This is a genomic window from Streptomyces sp. NPDC000878 (genome assembly GCF_053599695.1).
The window spans coordinates 12,300-34,696 of the sequence record NZ_JBSFMT010000092.1 but is presented as its reverse complement, the minus strand read 5'-3'; the positions used below and the strand labels follow the sequence as shown (position 1 = coordinate 34,696).

Genomic DNA, 22,397 nt, shown 5'->3' with positions numbered 1-22,397 from the left:
CCGGACGGGCTGGGATGTCAGCCCGTCCGGCGTTTGAGGACAAGGCCCGTTCAGGGCCGTAGGGGGGTCTGGGGGCGCAGCCCCCAGGGATGGGACGGGTAGGGGCGGCGGGGGCGAATTCAAAGGCCGGCACCCTCCTCCGTACCCACCCCCTCCAACGGCGGAGCCGTTACGGAGCCATGCGTACGGCACTCCGGTCGCTGGCACCCCGGCACCGGCCTCCGCACCGTCAGGAACGCCACCACAGCCCCCACCACCAACACCCCCGCACACACCACCATCGCCCGCCCGAACGCCTCGTCGAACACCACCCCCGACCGATACGCCTCCGCCCCCATCCCCGTCACCAGCGGCAACGCAGCCACCGCCACCAACCCCGCCGCCCGCGCCGCAGCATTGTTGACACCACTGGCCAGCCCCGCCCGGGCGACATCCACCGACGCCAGCACACTCGCCGTGAGCGGCGCGACCAGCGTCACCATGCCCACCCCGAGCACCAGCACAGCGGGCAGCACATCAGCGACGTACGACGCCCCGGCGCCCACCCGCAACATCAGCAGCATCCCCGCCGCACACAGCAACGGCCCGACAGTCAGCGGAACGCGCGGCCCGATCCGCTCCGACAGCTCGCCCGATCGGGCCGACAGCAGCAGCATCAGGACGGTGGTCGGCAGCAACGCCGTACCGGCGCCCAGGGCGGAGTAACCGGCCACCACCTGGAGCTGAAGGGCAGAGAGAAAGAAGAAACCACCAAAAGCCGCATAGACGCACAGGGTCACCAGGTTCACGGCCGTGAACTGGCGTGAGGCGAAGATGTCGAGCGGCATCATCGCGTCCCCGGCCCGCCGCCGCTCGACGTACACGAAGGCCACCCCTGCCACCACACCCACCACCGCAGAGACGACAACCGTCACCGAACCGGACCTGGCCTCGATCAGCGCGTACGTCACCAGGGCGAGGGCAATGGCCCCCAGAGCCGCACCCGCCACATCGAAGCGCCCGTGCCGCGTACGCCCGTCACCGGACTCGGGGACATGCCGTACGGCGATGGGGGCGCACAGCAGCGCCAGCGGGACGTTGAGCAGGAACACCCACCGCCACCCCGGACCGTCCACGAGCCAGCCGCCCAGGAAGGGCCCCACGGCCGCGCCGATGCCCCCGAACCCGGACCACAGCCCGACCGCCCGCCCCCGGTCGTCGGGGTGGAAGGAGGCTTGGATGAGGGCGAGGGAGCCGGGCACCAGAAGAGCGCCGCCGATGCCCTGCAAGGCGCGGGCGGCCACCAGCACACCCGTGTTCGGAGCGATCCCGCAGAGCAACGAAGCCGCCGCGAACCACACCACGCCGATCACGAAGATCTTCCGCCGGCCGTAGCGGTCGCCGAGCGAACCGCCCAGCAGGATCAGCCCGGCCAGCGTCAGCATGTACGCGTTGACCGTCCACTGGAGGGCGGCCAGATCGGCGTCGAGATCGCGGCCGATGCGCGGCAGCGCGACGTTCACGACGGTCGAGTCGAGCAGGGCCATGCTGGAACCGAGGACGGTGGTCAGCAGGATCCACTTGCCCTGGGGTGAGGCGATCCGCACGTCGGACATGCCCCAGGTATACAGCGAGCCCGGCGCCGTCGACAGTGGACGGAAGCCGGGCTCGCGAAAGGGTCCAGGGACCCTTGGGGACTACTTGATCTTCGTTCCGGCCGACCGCAGGTTCTGCGTGGCCTCGACGACACGCGCGGCCATGCCCTTCTCGGCCAGCTTGCCCCACGTACGCGGGTCGTAGGTGCTCTTCGAACCGACCTCGCCGTCGACCTTGAGGACGCCGTCGTAGTTGCGGAACATGTGGTCGGCGACGGGACGCGTGAAGGCGTACTGCGTGTCCGTGTCGAGGTTCATCTTCACCACGCCGTTCTCCAGCGCGGTGGCGATCTCCTCCTCGGAGGAGCCGGAGCCGCCGTGGAAGACGAAGTCGAACGGCTGGGCGCCGGCCGGCTTGCCGTACTTGGCGGCGACGCCGTCGTTCAGCTCCTTGAGCAGGTCGGGGCGGAGCACGACGTTGCCCGGCTTGTAGACGCCGTGGACGTTGCCGAAGGAGGCGGCGAGCAGGTAGCGCCCCTTCTCGCCCAGCCCGAGCGCCTCGACCGTACGCACGGCGTCGTCGACGGTGGTGTAGAGGGAGTCGTTGATCTCGTGGGAGACCCCGTCCTCCTCGCCACCGGTCGGCGTGATCTCGACCTCAAGGATGATCTTCGCGGCGACGGCGCGGGCCAGCAGCTCCTGCGCGATGGAGAGGTTGTCGGCGAGGGTCTCGGCGGAGCCGTCCCACATGTGGGACTGGAAGAGCGGGTTGCGCCCGGCCTTCACCCGCTCCTCGGACACGGCGATCAGCGGTCGCACATACCCGTCGAGCTTGTCCTTGGGGCAGTGGTCCGTGTGCAGGGCGACGGTGACCGGGTACTTCTCGGCGACGATGTGCGCGAACTCGGCCAGGGCGACGGCACCGGTGACCATGTCCTTGCTGTACTGGCCGCCGAGGAACTCCGCACCACCCGTCGAGATCTGGATGATGCCGTCGCTCTCCGCCTCCGCGAAGCCGCGCAGCGCAGCGTGCAGGGTCTGGGTCGAGGTCACGTTGATGGCCGGGTAGGCGAACCTGGCCGCCTTGGCCCGGTCGAGCATCTCGCTGTAGACCTCAGGGGTTGCGATGGGCATGTGTCCGCTCCTCGTGATGTGCGGGTTGGCGATCTGGAGATCTGGCGTACTGCGTACCTACGGCCCTGACCTAGACCTGGCTGCGAGACCTGGGAAGCGACGTCATCGTCGCCCTCATCTTTCCAGACGTTTCGCCCGGTACTGAGCCCGGTGGCCAGTCACCTGGTCAGTCCGGTGGTCAGTCCAGCCCGAGGTCGCTCTTCGAGTACGCGAAGAGGTACGGGACCCCGGCCCCGTCCGCGATCTTCTCGGCGGCGCCGGTCGCCCGGTCGACGATGGTCGCCACGCCCACCACCTCGGCGCCGGCCTCGCGCACGGCGGCCACGGCGGTGAGCGGCGAGTCACCGGTCGTGGACGTGTCCTCGACGACGAGAACCCGCCGCCCGGCGATGGAGGGCCCCTCCACCCGCTTCTGCATACCGTGCGCCTTGGCGGCCTTCCGCACGACGAACGAGTCGAGGCGCTTTCCGCGAGCGGCGGCAGCGTGCAGCATGGCCGTCCCGACCGGATCGGCCCCCATGGTCAGCCCACCCACGGCGTCGAACTCGAGCCCCGCCTCCGCCGCCAGATCGAGCAGCACCTGCCCGACCAGCGGCGCGGCCTCGCCGTCGAGGGTGACCAGGCGCAGGTCGATGTAGTAGTCGGCCTCAAGCCCCGAAGACAGGGTCACCTTGCCGTGCACGACGGCCTTGTCCTTGATCTGCCGCAGCAGCGCGCCGCGTACGTCTACGTCACTCATGCCCGTCAGCCTAGACGGGCTCAGAGGGCGCGCCAGGTCCAGGTCATGGAGGCTTCCAGCGGCTCGATGGGCGTGACGAGCCGCGGCAGCGTGTTGAGCCCGTTGGGCGGCCCGGTCTGCGGCTCCACACACACGGCGGCGTCCTGCTCGTCGTACACGACGACCCATTCCTCGGGGCTGGTCACCTTCAGCTCCAGCCGCTGCGGCCAGGTGAGGGTGACGTCGACGCCGCCGGGCATACCGAAGCAGTCGTCCCAGGGCCCGGGCTTCGGATCGATCCGCTCCCCGGTGGGCAGGTGATCGTCCCCGCGCTCCTCCTGCCAGGCGGGGGCGAAGTCGACGCGCACGTCCTCACCCCCGAGGTTCCGGTTGAACCAGGGGTGCCAGCCGATCTGCGCGGGGAAGGAATCGGCGTACGTCTCCACGGACATGGTGAGGGTCAGGCTGTCCGGGGCCAGCGCGACGACCTGCGAGACGCGCCCGGCGTAGGGCCAGGGCTCCACGAGGTCGTACGTGATGACGGCCTCGTCGGCGGTCTTGCGGGCGACGCGCCAGGCGCCGTCGCGGACGGTGCCGTGGATGGCGTGCGGTGGGGAGTTGAGCGGCAGCTGCCGCACGGTGCCGCCGTCGAGGAACCGGCCGTCCCGGGTGCGCCCGCACCACGGAACCATCGGAAAGCACCCGAACCGCTCGCCCTGCCGCAGCAGTTCGACGCCGCCGACCCGCAGCCCGCCGACCCGCCCGCCGTTCCCCGGCTGCAGGGTCACCTCCGCGTCACCCGCGGCCAACGTGAAGTCATCACTACGCACACACCGACCCTACCGGCCCGACCCCAACCCACTTCCTCGCCCCCGCCGCCCCTACCCGTTCCCATCCTCGGGGGCTCCGCCCCCGAACCCCCGTATCGCGCTAAAACGCCGGACGGGCTAGATCTTTCAGCCCGTCCGGCGTTTGAGGACGAGGCCGTTCAGGCCGAAAGGGGGGTCTGGGGGCGCAGCCCCCAGGGATGGGACGGGTAAGGGCGGCGGGGGCGAAAACACACCCCACCGATCAGCGCCGCTTCCTCAACACCCGCCCCGCCACAATCACCGACGCCACCACCAACACCGCAGCCGGCGCAGCCCACCGCAACGTCACACTCCCAGCCACCTGCTCCGGCGGCGGCACAGGCGCATACCGCCCCCGAGGCGGCGCATGATCGACCTCCTCCGCACTACGCCCGATCATCGTCCGCCGAGCATGAGCAGCCTCCGCCGGCGGTTCACCGACATCCATGAACCGCTCAGAAACCTGCTCCCCTTCATCGATCACACCAGGCTCATCAGGCTCACCAGGAAGATCGGCATCGGAAACCTGGACGTCCACCACCGGAGGTACCGCAGCCGCAGACTCCTCGGCCTCCCCCACAACCTCCTCCCCCGCGACCTCCCCCAGGTTCTCCCCGAACCGCCGCACCAACCGCACCCCCGCCGCGGCAACAGCATCCCCCGGAAGCTCACTGATCCGCCCGTCCGCCGTCACCGTCCCCCCGAACACCAACGCCGAACCACCCTCGCCCTCACCCCCGCCCTCAACACCCCGCACCCGCAAGGTGAGCGCGAGCTTCACGGCCCCCCCGCCACGCACCTCGACGGCGTCACCCTCCACCACGTACGCGTCGTCCTCCCCCGAGTCCGCGACAGCGACCCGCAAGGACCCGCGATACGTGATCGTGTGCCCCCCGACACGCACCTTCAGCCGCCCCGCGACCCCGGAGACGCCAGGCTCGCTGCCCGCGTCCTGCTGGAGTCCCGGGACCGCCCGGGCGATACGCGCGGGGTCGGCGAGCACGTCCCTCAGCCGCTCGGCCGGAACCGGAACGAACACCTCATGCTCCATGACAGCCGAGGGTACCCAGCACGACCGGACCCGCACCCGCGCATCCGGGGATTCCCCCGGGATCCACACCCACGCGGCCCCACTCCCCGCACCCGACACCACCGTCGCGCCACCGTCACACCACGGTCAGTACCGGGGATGCACCAACGTCGAAGCCCGCAACCCCACCACCCGCATCCGCGCCGCCGCCCGAGCATCCGCCTCCAGCCCCGCCTGGGTGAGCGTCCACAACCGAGGCCCGACACCCCCACCCGCCCCATCGCCCCCGCCCACCCGTAGCAGCGGCGCCGACCCCCCAGCCGTGGCCAGCACGAACCCCCAGTCCTGCGGCGCCCGCGCCGCCCCCGACGCCGTACGGTCCGGCCCCGCCGCGAAGCCGGCGTCCCGGCCGCCCACCCGGTACGGCACCGTGCGCAGCCCGGCCGCCCGGAGGGTCGCCTCGACGGTCCAGAACACGCGCGGCCGGGAGGAGACCGGCCCGCCGTGCACGACCAGCCGGCCCCCGTCGGTCAGCACCTGGCGCGCCAGACCGTAGAACTCCTGCGAGTACAGCTTCGTACTGGCCGTGATCCCCGGATCGGGCAGATCCGAGACGACCACGTCGTACGCGGCCCGCGCACCCCGCAGCAGCCGGAAGGCGTCCGCCGTGGTCACGTGGACGCGCGGATCGTCGAACGCGTGCGCGTTCAGGGCGGCCAGCGCCGGATCCGTGCGCGCCAGCCGCACCACCCCCGCGTCGAGTTCGACGACGTCCACCCGCCGTACGCCCGGATAGCGAAGCACTTCCCGCGTCGCCAGTCCGTCGCCGCCGCCCAGGACGAGCACGCGCGCGTGCGGCCCGTTCATCGCGGGATGGACGAGCGCCTCGTGGTAGCGCCGCTCGTCGCGCCCGCTGACCCGCAGCCGCCCGTCCAGGAACAGATCCAGCGGACGGCCGTCCGTACCACCGGTGAGGACCACCTCCTGTACGTCGGTCCGCAGCGCCACGCGTACGTCGTTGCCGTACACCGCCTGCCGGGCGGCCCGTTCGAAGTCGTCGACGAGTACGGCCGCGGCGGCCAGGAGTCCGATCACGGTCACGTTGGCCACCACCAGCAGCCAGCGTCCGCGCCGGGTCAGGTCCCGCCGGAACAGGCCGAGGACGAGGGCGCCGCCGACCAACGCGTTGACGGTGCCGGTGAGCAGCGCGCCGGTGAGCTGCCCGAGCCAGGGAAGGAGCAGGAACGGGAAGGCCAGCCCCCCGACCAGTGCGCCCACGTAGTCGGCGGCGAACAGGTCGGCGACCGCGCCGCCCGCGTCCTGGCGGCGGATGCGCTGGATCAGCTCCATCAGCAGGGGCACCTCGGCGCCGATCAGCAGCCCGATGGCCAGGGAGAAGGTCACCAGCAGCGCTCGGGGGGCGTGTGCCCACAGGCCGCCCCAGTCGCCGGTCCACGCGAACACCGCGTACAGGGCCATCGCGCTACAGCCGCCGACCAGCGCGAGCGCCGCCTCGACCGCGCCGAAGCCGGCGGCGGCCCGGCAGCGCAGGCGCTTCGCGGCGAGCGAGCCGATGCCCATCGCGAACACCATCACGGAGAGCACGACGGACGCCTGGGTGACCGAGTCGCCGATCAGATACGAGGCGAGCGCGACGAGTTCCAGTTCGTACACCAGTCCGCAGGCCGCACAGACGAAGGCGCAGGCGAGGACCAGGAACCGGCCGGTGCCGGGCCGGACGGGCAGCCGCGCGGGAGCACCCCAGGGCGGGGGGCTGCCCGGCGGGGCCGGCACGTGCGGTTCGATCACGCTGGGAACGCTACGTCACACCCTCGGTACGCTTCGTCACCCACACGTGTGGTTTCTGTTTACGCGGAGGATGTTGCTGTGAAGCCCCGGAGTGGCCGGAGAGGCGGCCGGAAGAGCGGTCGGAGGGGTGGCCACCGCGATCCACCATGATGGCCGCAGGGATGGTCAGAGAGCCGCCGTGACCCGCACTCCCACCCGCGTTCTGGTGGCCACCAGCTGCCCGTCCTGCGGATAGGCGTGCCAGGTCCGCCAGTGCACCTGCCCCTCGTGGCGCTGGGCCAGCATCGCGGTGAAGGCGTGCGGGCTGCCGGGGAAGACACCGGCCAGGCCGTTCGGGTGGTCGGCGACCAGGGCCAGCAGCTCCTGGGCGCGGCCCGCGAACGACCCCGGCGACAGGACTTCCACCCGCGCCGCGAACTCGTACTCCCAGTCGCCGACCCGCTTGGCCACGCCGAGCGGGAGGGGGGTGCTGGAACCCGGGATGCACGCGACCGTCTCCGAACAGATGCCCTGCTCCTCCTCCAGGAGCACCTGGTGGGAGGCGCCGAGGAGTCTCAACTGGAGCTTCGCGTCCGCGAGTTCGAGGTCGAGGGTGGCGAGGGCGGGCAGCGGTTCCCGGCCCAGGGTCCAGGCGAGGTCGGCCGCGCGCGTGTCGGTGTATGCGGTGTTCAGGGTCGTGAGCATGGATCGGCTCCGCTAGCACGCAAAGGGAGGTGTGGACGAACAGGGAGATGCGGATGAGCAAGGTGTGGACGAGCAAGGTGTGTGTGAACGAGGTGTGTGTCCGGCGCGCTCCGGTCGACACGGGTCGACACCGGGAGATCAGCCCAGTCATGAGGAACGTCCAGGGGCCAGGGACGTCCGAGGGGCCGTGTTGGTGATTTAGAGGGAATCATGAACGGTGGCGCCGTCACAGCGTTTTTACCCAACTTCGTGGGGTTTCCATCCCTCAGAGGGCTCCACAGCTCAACTGTTCAACCGCGGCGTACGCCCGAGCGTGCGAAGGACCCCCGCGAGCGGGGTGTACGTCGGGGTGACTCACGGACGTACGAGCGCCCGCCGGGACGACGTATGAGTACGTCCTCCCGGCGGGCGCTCTCCCGCGGTCCGGATGCGGTTCCCCCTTGTCGAAGCTCAGCTGCCCCGTGTCAGCTGCCTCCGCCGCATCCGCCCCCGCCTCCCCCGCCTCCCCCGCAGGACGACCCACCGCCACAGGACGAGCTTCCTCCGCAGGAGGAACCCGCGCCGCACGACGTACCGCTGCTCCCGGAGCCGCTGGAGCCGGCCGCTCCCCCGGCCCACCAGCTGTTCCTGCGCGGTCGCCGGCGCAGCCGGGCGGCCCTGACCGTCACGGTCACGATGATGAAGAAGCTCGCCAGGATGACAAGGGCGATGATGGCCACGGCCATGACGTCACCCACCTTTCGTTCCCCCGAGGCGGCCCCCCGTGGGCGCCTCGCCGTCTTGCGTGACGTGGGGATGCCCGCCTGTCTCACCTGCCAAAGCAGAGTTGAGGAAGTCCAGAGCTTCGGCGCAGGATGACGACCATGACCAGCAGCGCACGCCCCTTCCTCAATCGCCGGCTCGCCGAGTTCGGGACGACGATCTTCGCCGAGATGTCGGCGCTCGCCGTCGCGACCGGCTCGATCAACCTGGGCCAGGGTTTCCCGGACACCGACGGTCCGGAGGAGATCCGCGAGGCGGCCGTACGGGCGCTGCGCGACGGCCGCGGCAACCAGTACCCGCCGGGTCCGGGCGTCCCCGAGCTGCGCACGGCGATCGCGGCACACCAGGAGCGCCGGTACGGGTTGCCGTACGACCCAGACCGCGAGGTCCTGGTGACGGCGGGCGCGACGGAGGCCATCGCGGCGACCCTGCTGGCCCTGCTGGAGCCCGGCGACGAGGTCATCGCCCTGGAGCCCTACTACGACTCCTACGCGGCGTGCATCGCGATGGCGGGCGCCGCGCGGGTACCGGTCACACTGCGCCCCCACGAGGGCTCGTTCCGCCTGGACCTGGACGAGCTGCGCGCGGCGGTGACACCCCGCACCCGCCTCCTCCTGATCAACACCCCGCACAACCCGACCGGCACGGTCCTGACCCGCGAGGAACTGACCGCGATCGCACAGCTCGCCGTGGAGCGCGACCTGCTGGTGGTCACCGACGAGGTGTACGAACACCTGGTCTTCGACGACGCCGGACATCTCCCGCTGGCCTCCTTCCCGGGCATGCGCGAACGAACGGTCTCTATCGGGAGCGCCGGGAAGACGTTTTCGTTCACCGGATGGAAAGTGGGCTGGGTCACATCGACCCCGGACCTGGTCACGGCGGTCCGCTCGGCGAAGCAGTTCCTGACGTACGTGGCGTCGGGCCCGTTCCAGTACGCGGTGGCGGAGGCACTGAGCCTCCCGGACACCTACTTCTCGGAGTTCCGCGAGGACATGAGGGTCAAGCGGGACCTGCTGTCGGCGGGCCTGAGGGAGGCGGGCTTCGAGGTCTTCACCCCCGCGGGCACGTACTTCATCACGACGGACATCCGCCCCCTGGGCGAAACAGACGGCTTCGCCTTCTGCCGAGCGTTGCCGGAACGGGCAGGAGTGGTGGCGATCCCGAACGCGGTCTTCTACGACCACCGCGAGGAGGGCGCCCCCTTCGTACGGTTCGCCTTCTGCAAGCGGACCGAGGTACTGACGGACGCGACGGAAAGGCTCCGCAAAGCGTTCGCGCACCGGTAGCCCTTACCACCCCTTGGGACAAGTGGTGAGATTCTTGACACGCAATCGGGGTCCATCCAAGATCTTCACACTGCGGCCGCAGCGGCCACCCACTCCCCATCTCCGCCGAGCCAGGGAGCAGGCTCAGGAGGAGAGACGTGGGTATATCCCGATCTGCCATATCCCGATCTGCCATATCCCGATCTGTGAGATCGCTCGCCGTTGCCGCGAGTGCCGTCGTGCTGTGCGCCGTCGTGCCCGCGCCGGCCGCTGTCGCGGATGACACCGGTGCCGTGATCACGTTCGACGGCATTTCCTCGGACGCCGGAGGCGACGGCACGATCAGCGCCGGGCAGACGGTCACCGGCACGACGGATGTCACCTTCACGGTGCACGCGGACCCGGACGACGAGCCGACCGTGGCCGTGGTCAGCATCACCGGCAGCGGTGTGTACCAGGGCACCGGCACGGTCAAGCAGACCTTCGGTCTGAACCCGGGGGACTGCCTGCCCTCCTGCACCCTGCACGCGACCCTGGACACCGCCGCCACTCAGCAGTTCGGCGGCGCCACGAACGGGGTGGCCGCGCCGCTGGTCAACGACGGCGAGAACACCGTCCACGTCGAGGTGTCCAGCCCGCGCCCGCGGATCGTCATGGCCAACGCCGCCGTCACCGTCGACAACAAGCGGCCGGTCGTCACCCTGCCCGATCTGCCCGGCGAGGAGGCCTGGACGAACCACAAGCCCGTGGGCCTGTCCGCGGACGGCGAGTTGTCGCTGCGAGCCACCGCGACCGGCGACAACGGCGTCTCGCGCGTACGGTACTTCAGCACCGTCGGAACCTGGCCCGCCCCCGTCGACCTGACCGCCCCGGAAAGCGGCGCGACGTGGACCACCGCACTGGACACGAGCACGGTCCCGGCCGGCCTGTACGCGGGAGGCGTCTACGTCGTGGCCTACGACCAGGACGGCCGCGCGGGTTCCCCGGTCCGGGCCGACACCCTGGTCGACCACGGCTTCACCATCACGCCGAAGCTCGACACCGTCATCCACCCGGGCGAGACGCCGGTGAACGTGAAGTACGCCTACCCGTCGGCGCTCAACAAGACGTTCCCGTCCAACCTCATCTACGCCTACCCGGTCAGCACCACCGTGTCGCTCGACGGCAAGGCACAGGCGACGACGCCGGTCGGCGCCTACACCTACGAGGGCAACACCAACGGTTTCGTCGCCGACCTCGGCCAACTCCCCTACGGCGCCCACACGCTGACGTTCGACACGGTCGACAACCGCGGCGCCCACGGCCGGGTGGACCTGCCGGTCAGGGTGGTGTCCGAGGTCACGCCGACCTGGACGGACGGCTTCCAGGACTTCGTCGTAGCGGGCAGCAGCCGGAAGTTCGCCGCCACGACATCCGCCGCCGACGGCGTCAGCCGGGCCGAGCACTGGACACTCGACGTCGACGGCACGACGTTCGCCACCGGCAGCTATCCCGCGCGGCCCTCCGGCACCTGGAAGGCCACGACCATCGGGGTGCACGACGTCACGCTGACCATCGTCTCCCAGTACGGCGACACCACCGTCAGCAGCTGGCCGGTCCGCGTCGTGGCCGCCACGACGACCCGGCTGACCGGCCCGGCCACCAGCACCTACGGCAGCAAGGCGACCTTCAAGGCCACCGTGACCCAGACCGGCGCCAAGCCCGCGGCCGGCGCCAAGGTCGCCTTCCAGTACAAGCGGACGGGAACCACCGCCTGGAAGACCCAGGCGACCGTCACCGCGGACAGCACCGGCAAGGCCTCCTACACCACGACCGCCAAGTACAACGGCGTCTGGCGTGCCGTCACCGCGGCGAAGAACCTGGCGTGGACGTCCTCGACCAGCCAGACCCTGACCTCGCTCGTCAGGGCCGTACTCACGGTCAGCAAGCCGGCCACCACCGCGGTCCACGGCAAGCCCGTGTCCTACACGGCACGCAGCTCCCCCTACGTCCAGGGGACCGGACTGCTGTTCCAGGCCCGCCAGAAGGACGGCACGTGGGTGACCCTCACCAGGGCCACCCTCACCACCAGCGGCAGCGCCACCACGAAGATCACCTTCTCGCGCGCGGGGACGTGGACGCTCCGGGTCCACCGCCCGGCCACCGCCGGTCTGGCGACCACGTACTCCTCGTCCTGGACGGTCAAGGTCAGCTGATCCGCACGAGGGTGGACGCACCGCCCGGAAACGGCGAGAGCCCGGCCTCCCGGCCGGGCTCCTCCGCGTACACGCGTACAGGCTGTACAGGAACGACTACTCTTCGTCGTCCTCGGGCTTCTCCGCCTCGTCGATCTCCTGCTCAAGGCCGAGCTGCTCGACAAGCCACTTGTCGAACTCGATCGCGGCCCGCACCCAGCTCACCGTCGACGACACGAAGTGCTCCAGGCTGACCCCCGTCCCGATCAGCATCTGCGCCTCGCCGATCAGGCGCACGGTGCCGTCGTCGTGGGTGTGGCTGTACACCTTGGGCCACAGGGTCCGCCGGTTCCAGTCGTCGATCGACTCAAGAAGCAGGGGCTTCTCCTCGATCTGGTGGGGCCGGTCGTAGAACGTCCGCACCGAGAAGACCTGCTGGTCACCCTCACCACGGAACATGAAGTACGTACGGAACTGCTCCCACGGCGCCGCGAGGTCACCCTCGTCGTCGACGACGTACTTCAGCTCCATCTGTTCGAGGAGCTGCTTCACAAGGTCCTGATCCGGGACGACGGGGCCCGCCGGACCTTGCGGCTGCGGCTCGGGCTGGCCCCCGAAGTTCGGAATCGAGGACGGGTCGATGGTCACCGTGAATTTCCCTTCGTACGGATTCCGCCATCCTCTCCCATGCGGGGCGGGGGGTGGCAACCCCCGCCCCCGCCGGTTCACCGATGGTTGGCGTAATTCAGCTCAGAGCGTCTTTCCGCTCACGCCGGGTCCCGTTTCCCCGGCCGCCGGCCCGACGATCAGCCCCTCCCCGAACGCGTCCACCCGGACCGTGTCGCCGTCCTTGACCTCGCCCGCCAGGATCTCCTTGGCGAGGCGGTCGCCGATCGCCGTCTGGATCAGGCGGCGGAGGGGGCGGGCGCCGTACGCGGGGTCGTTGCCCTCGTCCGCGAGCCAGGCCAGGGCGGCCGGGGTGACGTCCAGGGTGAGGCGGCGTTCGGCCAGGCGCTTCGCGAGGCGACCGATCTGGAGCCCAGCGATCCGCTCCAGTTCCGCCCTGTTCAGCGCGGAGAAGACCACCAGGTCGTCCAGGCGGTTCAGGAACTCCGGCTTGAAGGACGCCCTGACCACCTCCAGCACCTGCTGCTTCTTCTCCTCCTCCGACGTCAGCGGTTCCACCAGGCTGTGTCCACTCAAGAATTGGCTGCCCAGGTTCGACGTCAGGATCAGGATGGTGTTGCGGAAGTCGACCGTGCGGCCCTGGCCGTCCGTGAGGCGGCCGTCGTCGAGGACCTGGAGGAGGATGTCGAAGACCTCCGGGTGGGCCTTCTCGACCTCGTCCAGGAGCACCACGCTGTACGGGCGGCGGCGCACCGCCTCGGTCAGCTGGCCGCCCTCCTCGTAGCCGACGTAGCCGGGCGGGGCGCCGACCAGCCTCGCCACGCTGTGCTTCTCGCCGTACTCCGACATGTCGATGCGGACCATCGCCCGCTCGTCGTCGAAGAGGAAGTCGGCCAGGGCCTTCGCCAGTTCTGTCTTGCCCACGCCTGTCGGGCCGAGGAAGAGGAACGAACCCGTCGGGCGGTCCGGGTCCGCGATGCCCGCCCTCGTCCTCCGTACCGCGTCCGACACCGCCTGGACCGCCTCTGACTGGCCGATGAGCCGGCGGCCCAACTCCTCCTCCATGCGCAGGAGTTTCTGGGTCTCGCCCTCCAGGAGGCGGCCGGCCGGGATGCCGGTCCAGGCGCCGACCACGTCCGCGATGTCGTCGGGGCCGACCTCCTCCTTGACCATGGTGTCCCTGGAGGCCTCCTCCTCTTCCTCCGAGGCTTCCTCCAAGTCCCGTTCCAGGGTGGGGATCTCGCCGTAGAGGAGCTTGGAGGCGGTGTCGAAGTCGCCGTCGCGCTGGGCCCGTTCGGCCTGGCCGCGGAGTTCGTCGAGCTTCTCCTTCAGCTCGCCGACCCGGTTGAGGGACTGCTTCTCCTTCTCCCAACGGGCCGTCAGCCCGCGCAACTCCTCCTCCTTGTCGGCGAGATCGCGGCGCAGCCGTTCCAGTCGCTCGCGCGAGGCCGGGTCGGTCTCCTTCTCCAGCGCGAGTTCCTCCATCTTCAACCGGTCGACAGCGCGCTGGAGTTCGTCGATCTCGAGGGGGGAGCTGTCGATCTCCATGCGGAGGCGGGAGGCCGCCTCGTCCACCAGGTCGATCGCCTTGTCCGGGAGGAATCGGGACGTGATGTAGCGGTCCGACAAAGTCGCCGCGGCCACCAGCGCGCTGTCCGCGATCACCACCTTGTGGTGGGCCTCGTACCGGCCCTTGAGTCCGCGCAGGATCGCGATCGTGTCCTCGACCGAGGGTTCCGCCACCAGGACCTGCTGGAAGCGGCGCTCCAGCGCCGGGTCCTTCTCGATGCGTTCGCGGTACTCATCGAGGGTCGTCGCGCCGACCATGCGCAGCTCACCGCGCGCCAGCATCGGCTTCAGCATGTTGCCGGCGTCCATCGAGGAGTCGCCGCCGGCGCCCGCGCCGACGACCGTGTGGAGTTCGTCGATGAAGGTGATGATCTGGCCGTCGGAGTCCTTGATCTCCGCCAGGACCGTCTTCAGGCGCTCCTCGAACTCACCGCGGTACTTCGCCCCCGCGACCATCGCGCCGAGGTCCAGGGAGACGAGGCGCTTGTTCTTCAGGGACTCGGGTACGTCGCCCTTCACGATCCGCTGGGCGAGGCCCTCGACGACGGCCGTCTTGCCGACGCCCGGCTCCCCGATGAGGACCGGGTTGTTCTTCGTACGCCGGGACAGCACCTGGACGACCCGGCGGATCTCCTGGTCGCGGCCGATGACCGGGTCGAGCTTGCCCTCCCGCGCGGCGGCCGTGAAGTCCGTACCGAACTTCTCCAGGGCCTTGTACTGGCCCTCGGGGTCGGCTGTGGTCACGCGACGCCCTCCCCTGCTCTTCTGGAACGCGTCCAGCAGCTTCTTCGCGCCGGCGCCCTGCTGGGAGAGTACGTCCCCGGCGGCGCCGCCCTTCGCGGCGATACCGATGAGGAGATGCTCGGTGGAGAGGTACTCGTCGCCCAGCTCCTTCGCCCGTTCGGCCGCATCGGCGATGACCGAAAGAAGTTCCCGGTTGGGTTGTGGGGGTGCGACAGTCGAGCCGGTCACGCTCGGTAGCGAGGCAAGTACGCGTTCGGCGCCCGACCGTACGGCCGCCTGGTCGGCCTCGACGGCGGCCAGCAGGTCGGTGATGTTCTCGTTTGCTTGCTGGCCTCGACCGCTGAGCAGCGCAAGCAGCAAGTGCGCCGGGGTCAGATCCGCGTGCCCCCCGGACACGGCCTTGCTGCTGGCCGCGTTGATCGCGTCCCGGCTCCTGTTGGTCAGCTCGGCGTCCACGGTCGCTGTCTCCTCTCCACGGCTCTCCCTGCACGACTGACACAACCAGCGTACACAAAGTTGAGTCTATTCCACTCAAGGTGCGGGCCGGGGGCGGACAGACCGAAAAGCCGCCCATCCTGAATGACGGATGGACGGCCGAGAACACCGAGAGGGCAGCGCGGGAACGATCACTTTCAGCCAAGCGAGCGCTTGCCCTATCCGTGACAAGATCCGGCTAGACCCGGACATTTCCCGTAAAACTGCAGCGGCGTCACCGTGTTCAGGTCACGGTGACGCCGCTGCGGGGGGAAGCACCTGAGCGATCTACTGCGACGGGGGAATCGCGTCAGGCACTGCGGGGGGTGGCTGAGATGGTATATACGTCCTGGATATCGGGGATGTCCGGGATGTCGGGGTGGTCCAGCCGATGGTCGCGCTGGTCCAGGTTCACAAAGATCATTCCGTACCGGATGGCACACCGTACGGGCTGCGGCGCCCCCCGAGGCCGCCGCAGACACCGGTACGCCCGGACGTCCTCGTCGTCGTCCCGCGTCACGACAACCGGCTCTCCGAAGACGGTCACCATCAGCGAGTCACCGCTGTGGGGGATGGCGGTGACCAGGTCGATGAAGTGCCAGCCGGAGCGGTAGGCTGTGGCCATTTCTCGGCGGAAAGAACGATCGTCGGGAGGCGTGGTCATACGTCCGCATCCACCGGACTGGAGTCCCAACCGCTGTCAGCCGGAAACGTCAGATCCGCCGCCTGGACGGAGTCCCAACCGCTGTCGGGCGGTGGAACCGTCGAGTCGGGCAGCTCCGACCCGCCAAGAGCACCGACAGTCACCACGACGGAGAAGACGGCGGCAAGTACTGACCCAAGCAATCTCGCGCGCATAGTCGGCTTCGTCCTCACTCGATCGAATCTTCTCCCCCGTCGCAACAAGACGATGGCTCATTCAGGCACGTCAATGCCACAGGAGCGATGCATCATGTTCCTGCACGTTCAGGACCCTGGGGGGTGGAGAAATGACAACAAAAGACACTAAACCGACACATACCCATGCCGTCACTGAGCTGTGCGACGAAGGCACGCGGATTTACGCCAGCGCCCTGCGCTCCGGAAAAATCACCCGCGGGGAGGTGGAACCGGCTCCGTGCCTGCTGGAGTTCGCGCTGCTCCATCCCGACCCGGACGACGCGAACTGGCTGCGCCCGGTTCCTCCGGCCATCGCGCTCGCGCAGCGACTGCACCCGCTGGAGCGCGAGATCCAGGAGACCCGGCGCCATACGGTCGAGCTGACCGACGTCTTCGAACCGTTCATCGCGATCAGCACCCAGAACCAGGCGAGCATCCACGCCATCACCGTGCTGGAAGGGTTCGACCGGATCAACGCGGCGCTGGACTACGCCACCGCCGAGTGCCATACCGAGATGCTGACCATCCAGCCCGGCGGCGGCCGGCACGCCGACACCCTGATGCAGGCCCTGGAGCGCGACCGGCCGCTCACCGACCGCGGGGTCCGGATGCGCACGCTCTACCAGCACACCGCCAGGCACAGCCAGAGCACGCTCGCCTACATCGAGCGCATATCCGACGGCAAGATCCAGGTCCGTACGCTGGAAGAACTCATCGAGCGCCTGATCATCTTCGACCGCACAGTCGCCTTCATCCCCGCGAGCGACGACCGACGTGTCGCTCTCGAACTGCGGCATCCCGGACTCGTCATCTACCTCAGCAAGGTCTTCGAGCAGCTCTGGCAGCGCGCTGTCCCGCTGACCGAGGACGTCCCGAACGACATCGACCCCAACGGCATCAGCCCCGTCCAGTACTCCATCGCCAAGCTCCTGGTGGAGGGCCACGTCGACGAGGCCATCGCCCGTCGGCTCGGGATGAACGTCCGCACCTGCCGCGCCCACATAGCCAAACTGGCCACCGCCCTGGGCAGTGGCAGCCGCGCCCAGCTCGGCTATCTCATCGCACAGTCCGGGCTCCTGGACCAGGAACGCTGAGGAGAGAACCGCCCAGTGACCCCGTCCACCCATCGCGACCACAGCGGGGACGACCTCTGCGAAGCGGGTTCGGCTCTCTACGTGCGCGCCCTGCACGAGGGCCACGTACGGACCGCCGACACGGCCGACGCCCCCTGTCTGGTCGACCTCGGGCTGCTGCAGCCGGTCGTCGACGACCTGGACCGGCTGGAGCCCGTGGCCCCGCCGCTCGCCCTGCACCGGCTGCTGCGCGGCACCGCGGAGCGCATCGCGGCCGAGCGGCGGCGTGAGGAACGGCTCGCGGAGCTGTTCGCCCCGCTGCTGCGCGTCGAGACACCGGCCGTACGGACGGGCACCCCGACGATCAGCGTCCTGCTGGGCAGCGAGCGGATCAATCAGGCCATCACCGAGGCCATCGCCGCCGCTTCCCTGGAACTCCTCTGCATCCAGCCGACCAGCGAGTACGGCAAGGCCAGCGCGCGCATGCACGCCATCGCCATGGCCCGCGACCAGGCCCTGCTCGACCGGGGCTCCCGTATTCGTACCCTCTACCAGGCCACCGCGCGCCACCAGCCGTCCTTCTTCAACCGCTACGACAAGCTGCGCGGGGACGCGGAGGCCCGCTTCCTCGACGAGGTCACCGACCGGATGATCATCGTCGACCGGACCGTCGCCTTCGTGCCCGACCGGACGGGCCCGCCGGGCTCCGCCGTCGCCCTCGAAGTCCGCAACCCCGCCCTCGTCGCGTACTTCGTGACCGCCTTCGAGCGGCTGTGGCAGCTGGCCACCCCGATGCACCCGCAGGCCGCCGCGCACCCGTCCCTCAACGGCATCACACCCCGCCAGCGAGCCATCGCCGCCCTCCTCGTCGAAGGCCACACCGACGCCGTCATCGCGACCCGCCTCGGCATGAACGTCCGTACCGCCCGGGTCCACATCGCCAAGCTCGCCGCGACCCTCGGCAGCGACAGCCGTGCCCAGCTCGGTTACCTCATCGGGCAGGCGGGGATTCTGGAGCCGGAGTCGGAGCAGCCTCGGGGCGGGCAGCAACGGGCTCCGGAGGGGGCATCGGCGCCGGAAGACTGACCGCGCCGCCACCCTGGTCCGCCGGGCCCCTCGCCCCGTCCAGCCCCGCCTGCGCGATCCGCACCCCCAGCTGTGTCCGGCTGGCCGCCCCCAGCGTCTCCGAGAGCCGGGCGATGTGCGCCCGGCAGGTCCGTACGCTGATGCCCAGCCGTTCCGCGACCACGGCGTCCTGGTGGCCCTCGGCGAGAAGGGCCGCGATCGAGCGCTCCCGGTGCGAGATGCCCTCGATGCCCGTGTCGGGGAGCGGGGCCATGAGCGGGATGGCCAGGCGCCACATGCGGTCGAAGACCGTGACGAGGTACTGCACCAGCGCCGGATGGCGGATCTCCAGCGCGACCGTCCGCTCCGCGTTCGCGGGGATGAAGGCCACCGTGCGGTCGAAGAGGATCAGCCGCTCGATCACCTCGTCGAGGGTGCGCGCCTCGGCCGAGCCGCCCATCAGTTCGAGGTAGTTCAGCAGTCCCTGGCCGTGCCGGGCCACATGGTTGTAGAGGCCGCGCATCCGTACGCCGCGTCCGCGCAGTTCGAGCGCCCGGTGCAGGCCCTCCGAGAGTTCGTACTCTCGGCGGATCCCGCCGGGCTGGACGGTCAGCACCTCGGTCGTACAGGCCTGGGTCGCCTCGTCCATCGCGGTCTGGATGCGGGTGAGGCCGTCCAGGACCCGCAGGGCGGTGCCCTCGCCGGCGTGGCCGTATCCGGTGCCGCCGCCGGGGCCTCCGCCGGAGCCCGGGGACGGGATCTGCTCGCCCAGGGCCGCGTACCACTCGAAGGCCGCGACCGCCGAGCCCACGCGCCGCTGGCTCACGCTGACCTCGTCGTAGACACCGCGCAGCAGCCGGGTCATGACCTCCTGCGGGGAGGTCGGCACCAGCCAGGCCATGTCGTCGGGGTCGGGGTGCAGCAGGGCGAGTTCGAGCAGGCACGGCACCGCCTCGGCGTCGAGGCGCCGCACACGGCCCCGCCGTACGGCCCGGGAATACACGCGATCCCCGGCCTCGCACAGTCGGTCAGCACCGTGTGGATGCTCGTCCGTCCCGTGCCCGGCCATCGCCCATCCCACCCCTGCGTCCAGCCCTGTTTGCAGCGCAACTATGCGCGGCCCGGACGTGGTCCGCAACACGGCTCCGCCCGTCACGCGCCCCCGATCCCCCTGCTATGTCCGACTTTCGCCCCTCCTCCGCCCGTGTCCCTGCAACAAGCTGACGGTGGTGGGGCGTTGTTCGTGAGGGCATTGTGGAAGGCGCTTCCCATGGACGTAACGGGGGCGCCTTGCGGCGCACGGGGGAACGTCCGAAGCAGCCCCGGCAGGGTGCCCCCATCCGGCCGGGGCATCAGCCTGCCCAGAGCCGCGCGCGGCAAACCCGGGAGAAAGCGCGTACCACAGCTTTCGCGTGAGCTGCCGGAAACCACTCGGAGATCGTCCCGTTACGTCCCGCCCCTACCGTCAGGTCATGGCGGACATATTTGACGCGTACGCGCTGGCCGACGCGTGGGACGAGATGTTTGTGCGGCCGGGTGAGGTCAGGACCGCCTATGAGCCGGTACTGGCGGCGCTCCAGCCCATCGAACCGACCGAACTGCGCTTCCGCGCCGACCAGATGGCCCGGGCCTTCACCGACCGCGGGGTGACCTACGCCTTCGCGGGCGAGGAACGGCCCTGGCCGCTGGACCTCGTGCCGAGGATCCTGGACGCGCTGGAGTGGGACCTCATCCAGCGCGGGGTCGCCCAGCGGGTGCGGGCCCTGGAGGCCTATCTCGCGGACGCCTACGGGCCCTGCCGGGCCTTCGAGGACGGGGTCGTGCCCTGGCGGCTGCTGCTCGGCTCGGACCACTTCCACCGGGCCGCCCACGGCATCGAGCCACCGGGCGGGGTACGCATCCATGTCGCCGGCATCGATCTCGTCCGCGACGAGGCCGGGGACTTCCGGGTGCTTGAGGACAACGTCCGGGTGCCGTCCGGGGTGTCGTACGTCATCGAGAACCGGCGGGCGATGACCCGCATCTTCCCGTCCCTCTTCGCCGAGCAGCACGTCGTCCCCGTCGACGGCTACGCGCAGCGCCTGCTGGCCGCCCTGCGCGCCGCCGCGCCCGACGGCGCCGCCGACCCGCGGGTGGTCGTCCTGACCCCCGGTCCGAGCAACGCCGCCTACTTCGAACACGCCCTGCTGGCCCGGCTGATGGGCGTGCAGCTGGTCGAGGGGCACGATCTGGTGTGCCGTAAGAACCGGGTGTGGATGCGGACCACGCGCGGTGAGGTGCCCGTCCATGTCGTATACCGACGGCTGGACGACGACTTCCTCGATCCGCTCCACTTCCGGCCCGACTCGGTGATCGGCTGCCCTGGCATCATGGGCGCCGCCCAATCGGGCACCGTCACCCTCGCCAACGCGGTCGGCAACGGCATCGCGGACGACAAGCTGCTCTACACGTACGTACCCGATCTGATCCGGTACTACCTCTCTGAGGAACCGATTCTTCCGAACGTGGAGTCGTTCCGTCCGGACGAGCCGGGGCAGTTGGACGCCGTTCTCGACCAGATCGACCAGCTGGTCATCAAGCCCGTCGACGGCGCCGGCGGCCAGGGCATCGTCATCGGGCCGAAAGCCGACCGGGAGACCCTGGAGAAGTGCCGGGCGGCGGTGGCCGCCGATCCCCGGGGCTGGATCGCCCAGCGCCCGGTCGCGCTCTCCACCTCCCCGACCCTCGCCGGTGAGCGGATGGCGCCGCGCCACATCGACCTGCGCCCGTTCGCCGTGAACGACGGCAGCGACGTCTGGGTCCTGCCGGGCGGGCTCACCCGCGTCGCCCTCCAGGAAGGCAACCTCATCGTCAACTCCAGCCAGGGCGGCGGCTCCAAGGACACCTGGGTGCTCGCCGAGGGCCCCGCCGAGAGCCCGGACCCCGAACCGGCCGGCGCACCGCCCGAGGTCGCCCCGCGCCAGCACGGACCCGACGGCAACCTCACCCTCGTACAGGAAGGGGCGCAGCAGTGAACGACGTGATCCTCTCCCGGATAGCCGAGGCCCTGACGTGGACGGGCCGTTACGTGGAGCGGGCCGACGCCACGAGCCGCATCCTGGACGCCTATCTGCACCGTCTGCTGGAGGACCCCTGGCGCGACGAGGACGCGGCCTGCCGCTCCCTGTACGCCATCCTGGGCGTCGACGCGGGCGGCCAACCCGTGGACATGCAGCAGGTGTTGGACCAGCTCGCCTTCGACGCCCGCTCGACGTGCGCGATCGAGGGCGCGCTGGGGGCCGCCCGGTTGAACGCCCGCAGTGCACGCGAGGCCGTCTCCTCGGAGATGTGGGAGTGCCTCAACTCGACGTGGCACGCGCTCGCCGACCAGCGGCTCGCGGCCCGACGTACCGGCCCCTACGCCTACTTGGAGCTGGTACGGCGTCGGGCGGCCCTCTTCTTCGGGCTCGCCGATTCGACGATGAGCCGGGACGACAGCTGGCGTTTCGTCGTCCTGGGGCGCAGCCTGGAGCGGGTGGACATGACCGTACGGCTGCTGTCGGTACGGGTGTTGGACGCCGCCCACGCCCCGGACTGGCCGACGCTGCTGAGCGCGAGCGGTGCGGACGAGGCGTACGCGCGGGTGTACGGCGGTTTCGGCGACACCCCGAGAGTGGCCGAATTCCTGCTCCTGGACCGGGACTTCCCGCGTTCGGCACTGCACGCCCTCACCACGGCCGAGGAGTGCCTCGCGGCCCTTGGCCGTCCGCGCCAGGACCCGGCCCGCCGCCCGATCGGAAGGCTGCGGACCAGGCTCGAGTATCTGGACTCGCAAGCCATGGAAGACCAACTCCCGTCACTGCTGAGGGACTTGCAGACCGCCTGTATGGCATCGGCGGAGGCGGTCGCCGAGAGGTTCTTCCCGTACCAGGGGCCCGTGGAGTGGGCCCAGGAAGGAGCGCGAGCAGTATGAGCAGCAACGGGAC

18 protein-coding genes are annotated in these 22,397 nt (G+C 70.1%); 6 read left to right on the top strand and 12 right to left on the bottom strand.

Annotated features, from left to right (window positions below):
- Nucleotides 1-119: 119 nt before the first annotated feature.
- The 8 genes from ACWDR4_RS44390 to ACWDR4_RS44355 all read right to left on the bottom strand — a co-directional run bounded on the left by ACWDR4_RS44390 (nucleotide 120) and on the right by ACWDR4_RS44355 (nucleotide 8,522).
- Nucleotides 120-1,595: an MFS transporter gene (locus ACWDR4_RS44390; protein WP_450417158.1), complete on the bottom strand. Its 1,476-nt coding sequence runs from the start codon at nucleotides 1,593-1,595 to the stop codon at nucleotides 120-122.
- Between the two features lie 81 nt (nucleotides 1,596-1,676).
- Nucleotides 1,677-2,708, bottom strand: a complete 1,032-nt coding sequence (gene fbaA / locus ACWDR4_RS44385; RefSeq protein WP_450417156.1) for a class II fructose-bisphosphate aldolase — start codon at nucleotides 2,706-2,708, stop codon at nucleotides 1,677-1,679.
- A 178-nt stretch (nucleotides 2,709-2,886) separates the two neighbouring features.
- Entirely contained in the window at nucleotides 2,887-3,447 is a 561-nt protein-coding gene (pyrE, locus tag ACWDR4_RS44380; RefSeq protein WP_450417155.1) for an orotate phosphoribosyltransferase, read from the bottom strand.
- A gap of 20 nt (nucleotides 3,448-3,467) precedes the next feature.
- Nucleotides 3,468-4,256 carry an aldose epimerase family protein gene (locus tag ACWDR4_RS44375; RefSeq protein WP_450417154.1) on the bottom strand — a complete coding sequence of 263 codons (789 nt, stop codon included), beginning with the start codon at nucleotides 4,254-4,256 and terminating at the stop codon, nucleotides 3,468-3,470.
- Between the two features lie 241 nt (nucleotides 4,257-4,497).
- Nucleotides 4,498-5,325 (bottom strand): carbon monoxide dehydrogenase subunit G, encoded by an 828-nt coding sequence (locus ACWDR4_RS44370; protein ID WP_450417153.1) that lies wholly within the window; start codon nucleotides 5,323-5,325, stop codon nucleotides 4,498-4,500.
- 126 nt (nucleotides 5,326-5,451) lie between these two features.
- On the bottom strand, nucleotides 5,452-7,113 hold the full coding sequence (locus ACWDR4_RS44365) for a polyamine aminopropyltransferase (RefSeq protein ID WP_450417152.1): 1,662 nt from the start codon (nucleotides 7,111-7,113) through the stop codon (nucleotides 5,452-5,454).
- A gap of 165 nt (nucleotides 7,114-7,278) precedes the next feature.
- Nucleotides 7,279-7,797, bottom strand: coding sequence for a DUF2617 family protein (locus tag ACWDR4_RS44360; RefSeq protein WP_235476231.1), 519 nt, complete (start codon nucleotides 7,795-7,797; stop codon nucleotides 7,279-7,281).
- Between the two features lie 464 nt (nucleotides 7,798-8,261).
- The gene (locus tag ACWDR4_RS44355) at nucleotides 8,262-8,522 is read right to left on the bottom strand and encodes a hypothetical protein (RefSeq protein WP_450417150.1); all 261 of its coding nucleotides are present in this window, start codon (nucleotides 8,520-8,522) and stop codon (nucleotides 8,262-8,264) included.
- 129 nt (nucleotides 8,523-8,651) lie between these two features.
- Between ACWDR4_RS44355 and ACWDR4_RS44350 the strand changes: the two genes are divergently transcribed.
- Nucleotides 8,652-9,848 carry a pyridoxal phosphate-dependent aminotransferase gene (locus tag ACWDR4_RS44350; RefSeq protein WP_450417148.1) on the top strand — a complete coding sequence of 399 codons (1,197 nt, stop codon included), beginning with the start codon at nucleotides 8,652-8,654 and terminating at the stop codon, nucleotides 9,846-9,848.
- 185 nt (nucleotides 9,849-10,033) lie between these two features.
- Nucleotides 10,034-12,022, top strand: coding sequence for a hypothetical protein (locus ACWDR4_RS44345; RefSeq protein WP_450417147.1), 1,989 nt, complete (start codon nucleotides 10,034-10,036; stop codon nucleotides 12,020-12,022).
- A 96-nt stretch (nucleotides 12,023-12,118) separates the two neighbouring features.
- Here ACWDR4_RS44345 and ACWDR4_RS44340 read toward each other — a convergent pair whose 3' ends face one another.
- The 3 genes from ACWDR4_RS44340 to ACWDR4_RS44330 all read right to left on the bottom strand — a co-directional run bounded on the left by ACWDR4_RS44340 (nucleotide 12,119) and on the right by ACWDR4_RS44330 (nucleotide 16,079).
- On the bottom strand, nucleotides 12,119-12,649 hold the full coding sequence (locus ACWDR4_RS44340) for a YbjN domain-containing protein (RefSeq protein ID WP_235476233.1): 531 nt from the start codon (nucleotides 12,647-12,649) through the stop codon (nucleotides 12,119-12,121).
- Between the two features lie 102 nt (nucleotides 12,650-12,751).
- Nucleotides 12,752-15,397, bottom strand: coding sequence for an ATP-dependent chaperone ClpB (clpB, locus tag ACWDR4_RS44335; protein ID WP_450417145.1), 2,646 nt, complete (start codon nucleotides 15,395-15,397; stop codon nucleotides 12,752-12,754).
- A 328-nt stretch (nucleotides 15,398-15,725) separates the two neighbouring features.
- The gene (locus ACWDR4_RS44330; protein WP_450417143.1) at nucleotides 15,726-16,079 is read right to left on the bottom strand and encodes a hypothetical protein; all 354 of its coding nucleotides are present in this window, start codon (nucleotides 16,077-16,079) and stop codon (nucleotides 15,726-15,728) included.
- A gap of 325 nt (nucleotides 16,080-16,404) precedes the next feature.
- Here ACWDR4_RS44330 and ACWDR4_RS44325 point away from each other — a divergent pair, with 325 nt between their 5' ends.
- Both ACWDR4_RS44325 and ACWDR4_RS44320 read left to right on the top strand, forming a co-directional pair.
- Nucleotides 16,405-17,388 carry a helix-turn-helix transcriptional regulator gene (locus tag ACWDR4_RS44325; RefSeq protein WP_450417142.1) on the top strand — a complete coding sequence of 328 codons (984 nt, stop codon included), beginning with the start codon at nucleotides 16,405-16,407 and terminating at the stop codon, nucleotides 17,386-17,388.
- Nucleotides 17,389-17,403: 15 nt separating this feature from the next.
- A complete protein-coding gene (locus ACWDR4_RS44320; RefSeq protein ID WP_450417140.1) occupies nucleotides 17,404-18,453 on the top strand; it encodes a helix-turn-helix transcriptional regulator in 1,050 nt (349 codons plus the stop codon).
- Here the strand turns inward: ACWDR4_RS44320 and ACWDR4_RS44315 are convergent.
- Nucleotides 18,359-19,501, bottom strand: a complete 1,143-nt coding sequence (locus ACWDR4_RS44315) for a LuxR C-terminal-related transcriptional regulator (protein WP_450417139.1) — start codon at nucleotides 19,499-19,501, stop codon at nucleotides 18,359-18,361. The two genes, ACWDR4_RS44320 and ACWDR4_RS44315, sit on opposite strands and share 95 nt — an antisense overlap.
- A 403-nt stretch (nucleotides 19,502-19,904) precedes the next feature.
- Here ACWDR4_RS44315 and ACWDR4_RS44310 point away from each other — a divergent pair, with 403 nt between their 5' ends.
- Together ACWDR4_RS44310 and ACWDR4_RS44305 are read left to right on the top strand one after the other, a co-directional pair.
- Nucleotides 19,905-21,446 (top strand): circularly permuted type 2 ATP-grasp protein, encoded by a 1,542-nt coding sequence (locus ACWDR4_RS44310; RefSeq protein ID WP_450417138.1) that lies wholly within the window; start codon nucleotides 19,905-19,907, stop codon nucleotides 21,444-21,446.
- Nucleotides 21,443-22,384 (top strand): alpha-E domain-containing protein, encoded by a 942-nt coding sequence (locus ACWDR4_RS44305; protein ID WP_450417136.1) that lies wholly within the window; start codon nucleotides 21,443-21,445, stop codon nucleotides 22,382-22,384. Before ACWDR4_RS44310 ends, ACWDR4_RS44305 begins: the two co-directional genes overlap by 4 nt.
- Nucleotides 22,385-22,397 lie beyond the last annotated feature (13 nt).

What these genes read in the sequence shown, in the direction of transcription:
- ACWDR4_RS44390 (WP_450417158.1), bottom strand. Translation starts at nt 1,595, where the DNA reads ATGTCCGACGTGCGGATCGCCTCACCCCAGGGCAAGTGGATCCTGCTG.
- fbaA (WP_450417156.1), bottom strand. Translation starts at nt 2,708, where the DNA reads ATGCCCATCGCAACCCCTGAGGTCTACAGCGAGATGCTCGACCGGGCC.
- pyrE (WP_450417155.1), bottom strand. Translation starts at nt 3,447, where the DNA reads ATGAGTGACGTAGACGTACGCGGCGCGCTGCTGCGGCAGATCAAGGAC.
- ACWDR4_RS44370 (WP_450417153.1), bottom strand. Translation starts at nt 5,325, where the DNA reads ATGGAGCATGAGGTGTTCGTTCCGGTTCCGGCCGAGCGGCTGAGGGAC.
- ACWDR4_RS44360 (WP_235476231.1), bottom strand. Translation starts at nt 7,797, where the DNA reads ATGCTCACGACCCTGAACACCGCATACACCGACACGCGCGCGGCCGAC.
- ACWDR4_RS44355 (WP_450417150.1), bottom strand. Translation starts at nt 8,522, where the DNA reads ATGGCCGTGGCCATCATCGCCCTTGTCATCCTGGCGAGCTTCTTCATC.
- ACWDR4_RS44350 (WP_450417148.1), top strand. Translation starts at nt 8,652, where the DNA reads ATGACGACCATGACCAGCAGCGCACGCCCCTTCCTCAATCGCCGGCTC.
- ACWDR4_RS44330 (WP_450417143.1), bottom strand. Translation starts at nt 16,079, where the DNA reads ATGACCACGCCTCCCGACGATCGTTCTTTCCGCCGAGAAATGGCCACA.
- ACWDR4_RS44325 (WP_450417142.1), top strand. Translation starts at nt 16,405, where the DNA reads ATGACAACAAAAGACACTAAACCGACACATACCCATGCCGTCACTGAG.
- ACWDR4_RS44315 (WP_450417139.1), bottom strand. Translation starts at nt 19,501, where the DNA reads ATGGCCGGGCACGGGACGGACGAGCATCCACACGGTGCTGACCGACTG.
- ACWDR4_RS44310 (WP_450417138.1), top strand. Translation starts at nt 19,905, where the DNA reads ATGGCGGACATATTTGACGCGTACGCGCTGGCCGACGCGTGGGACGAG.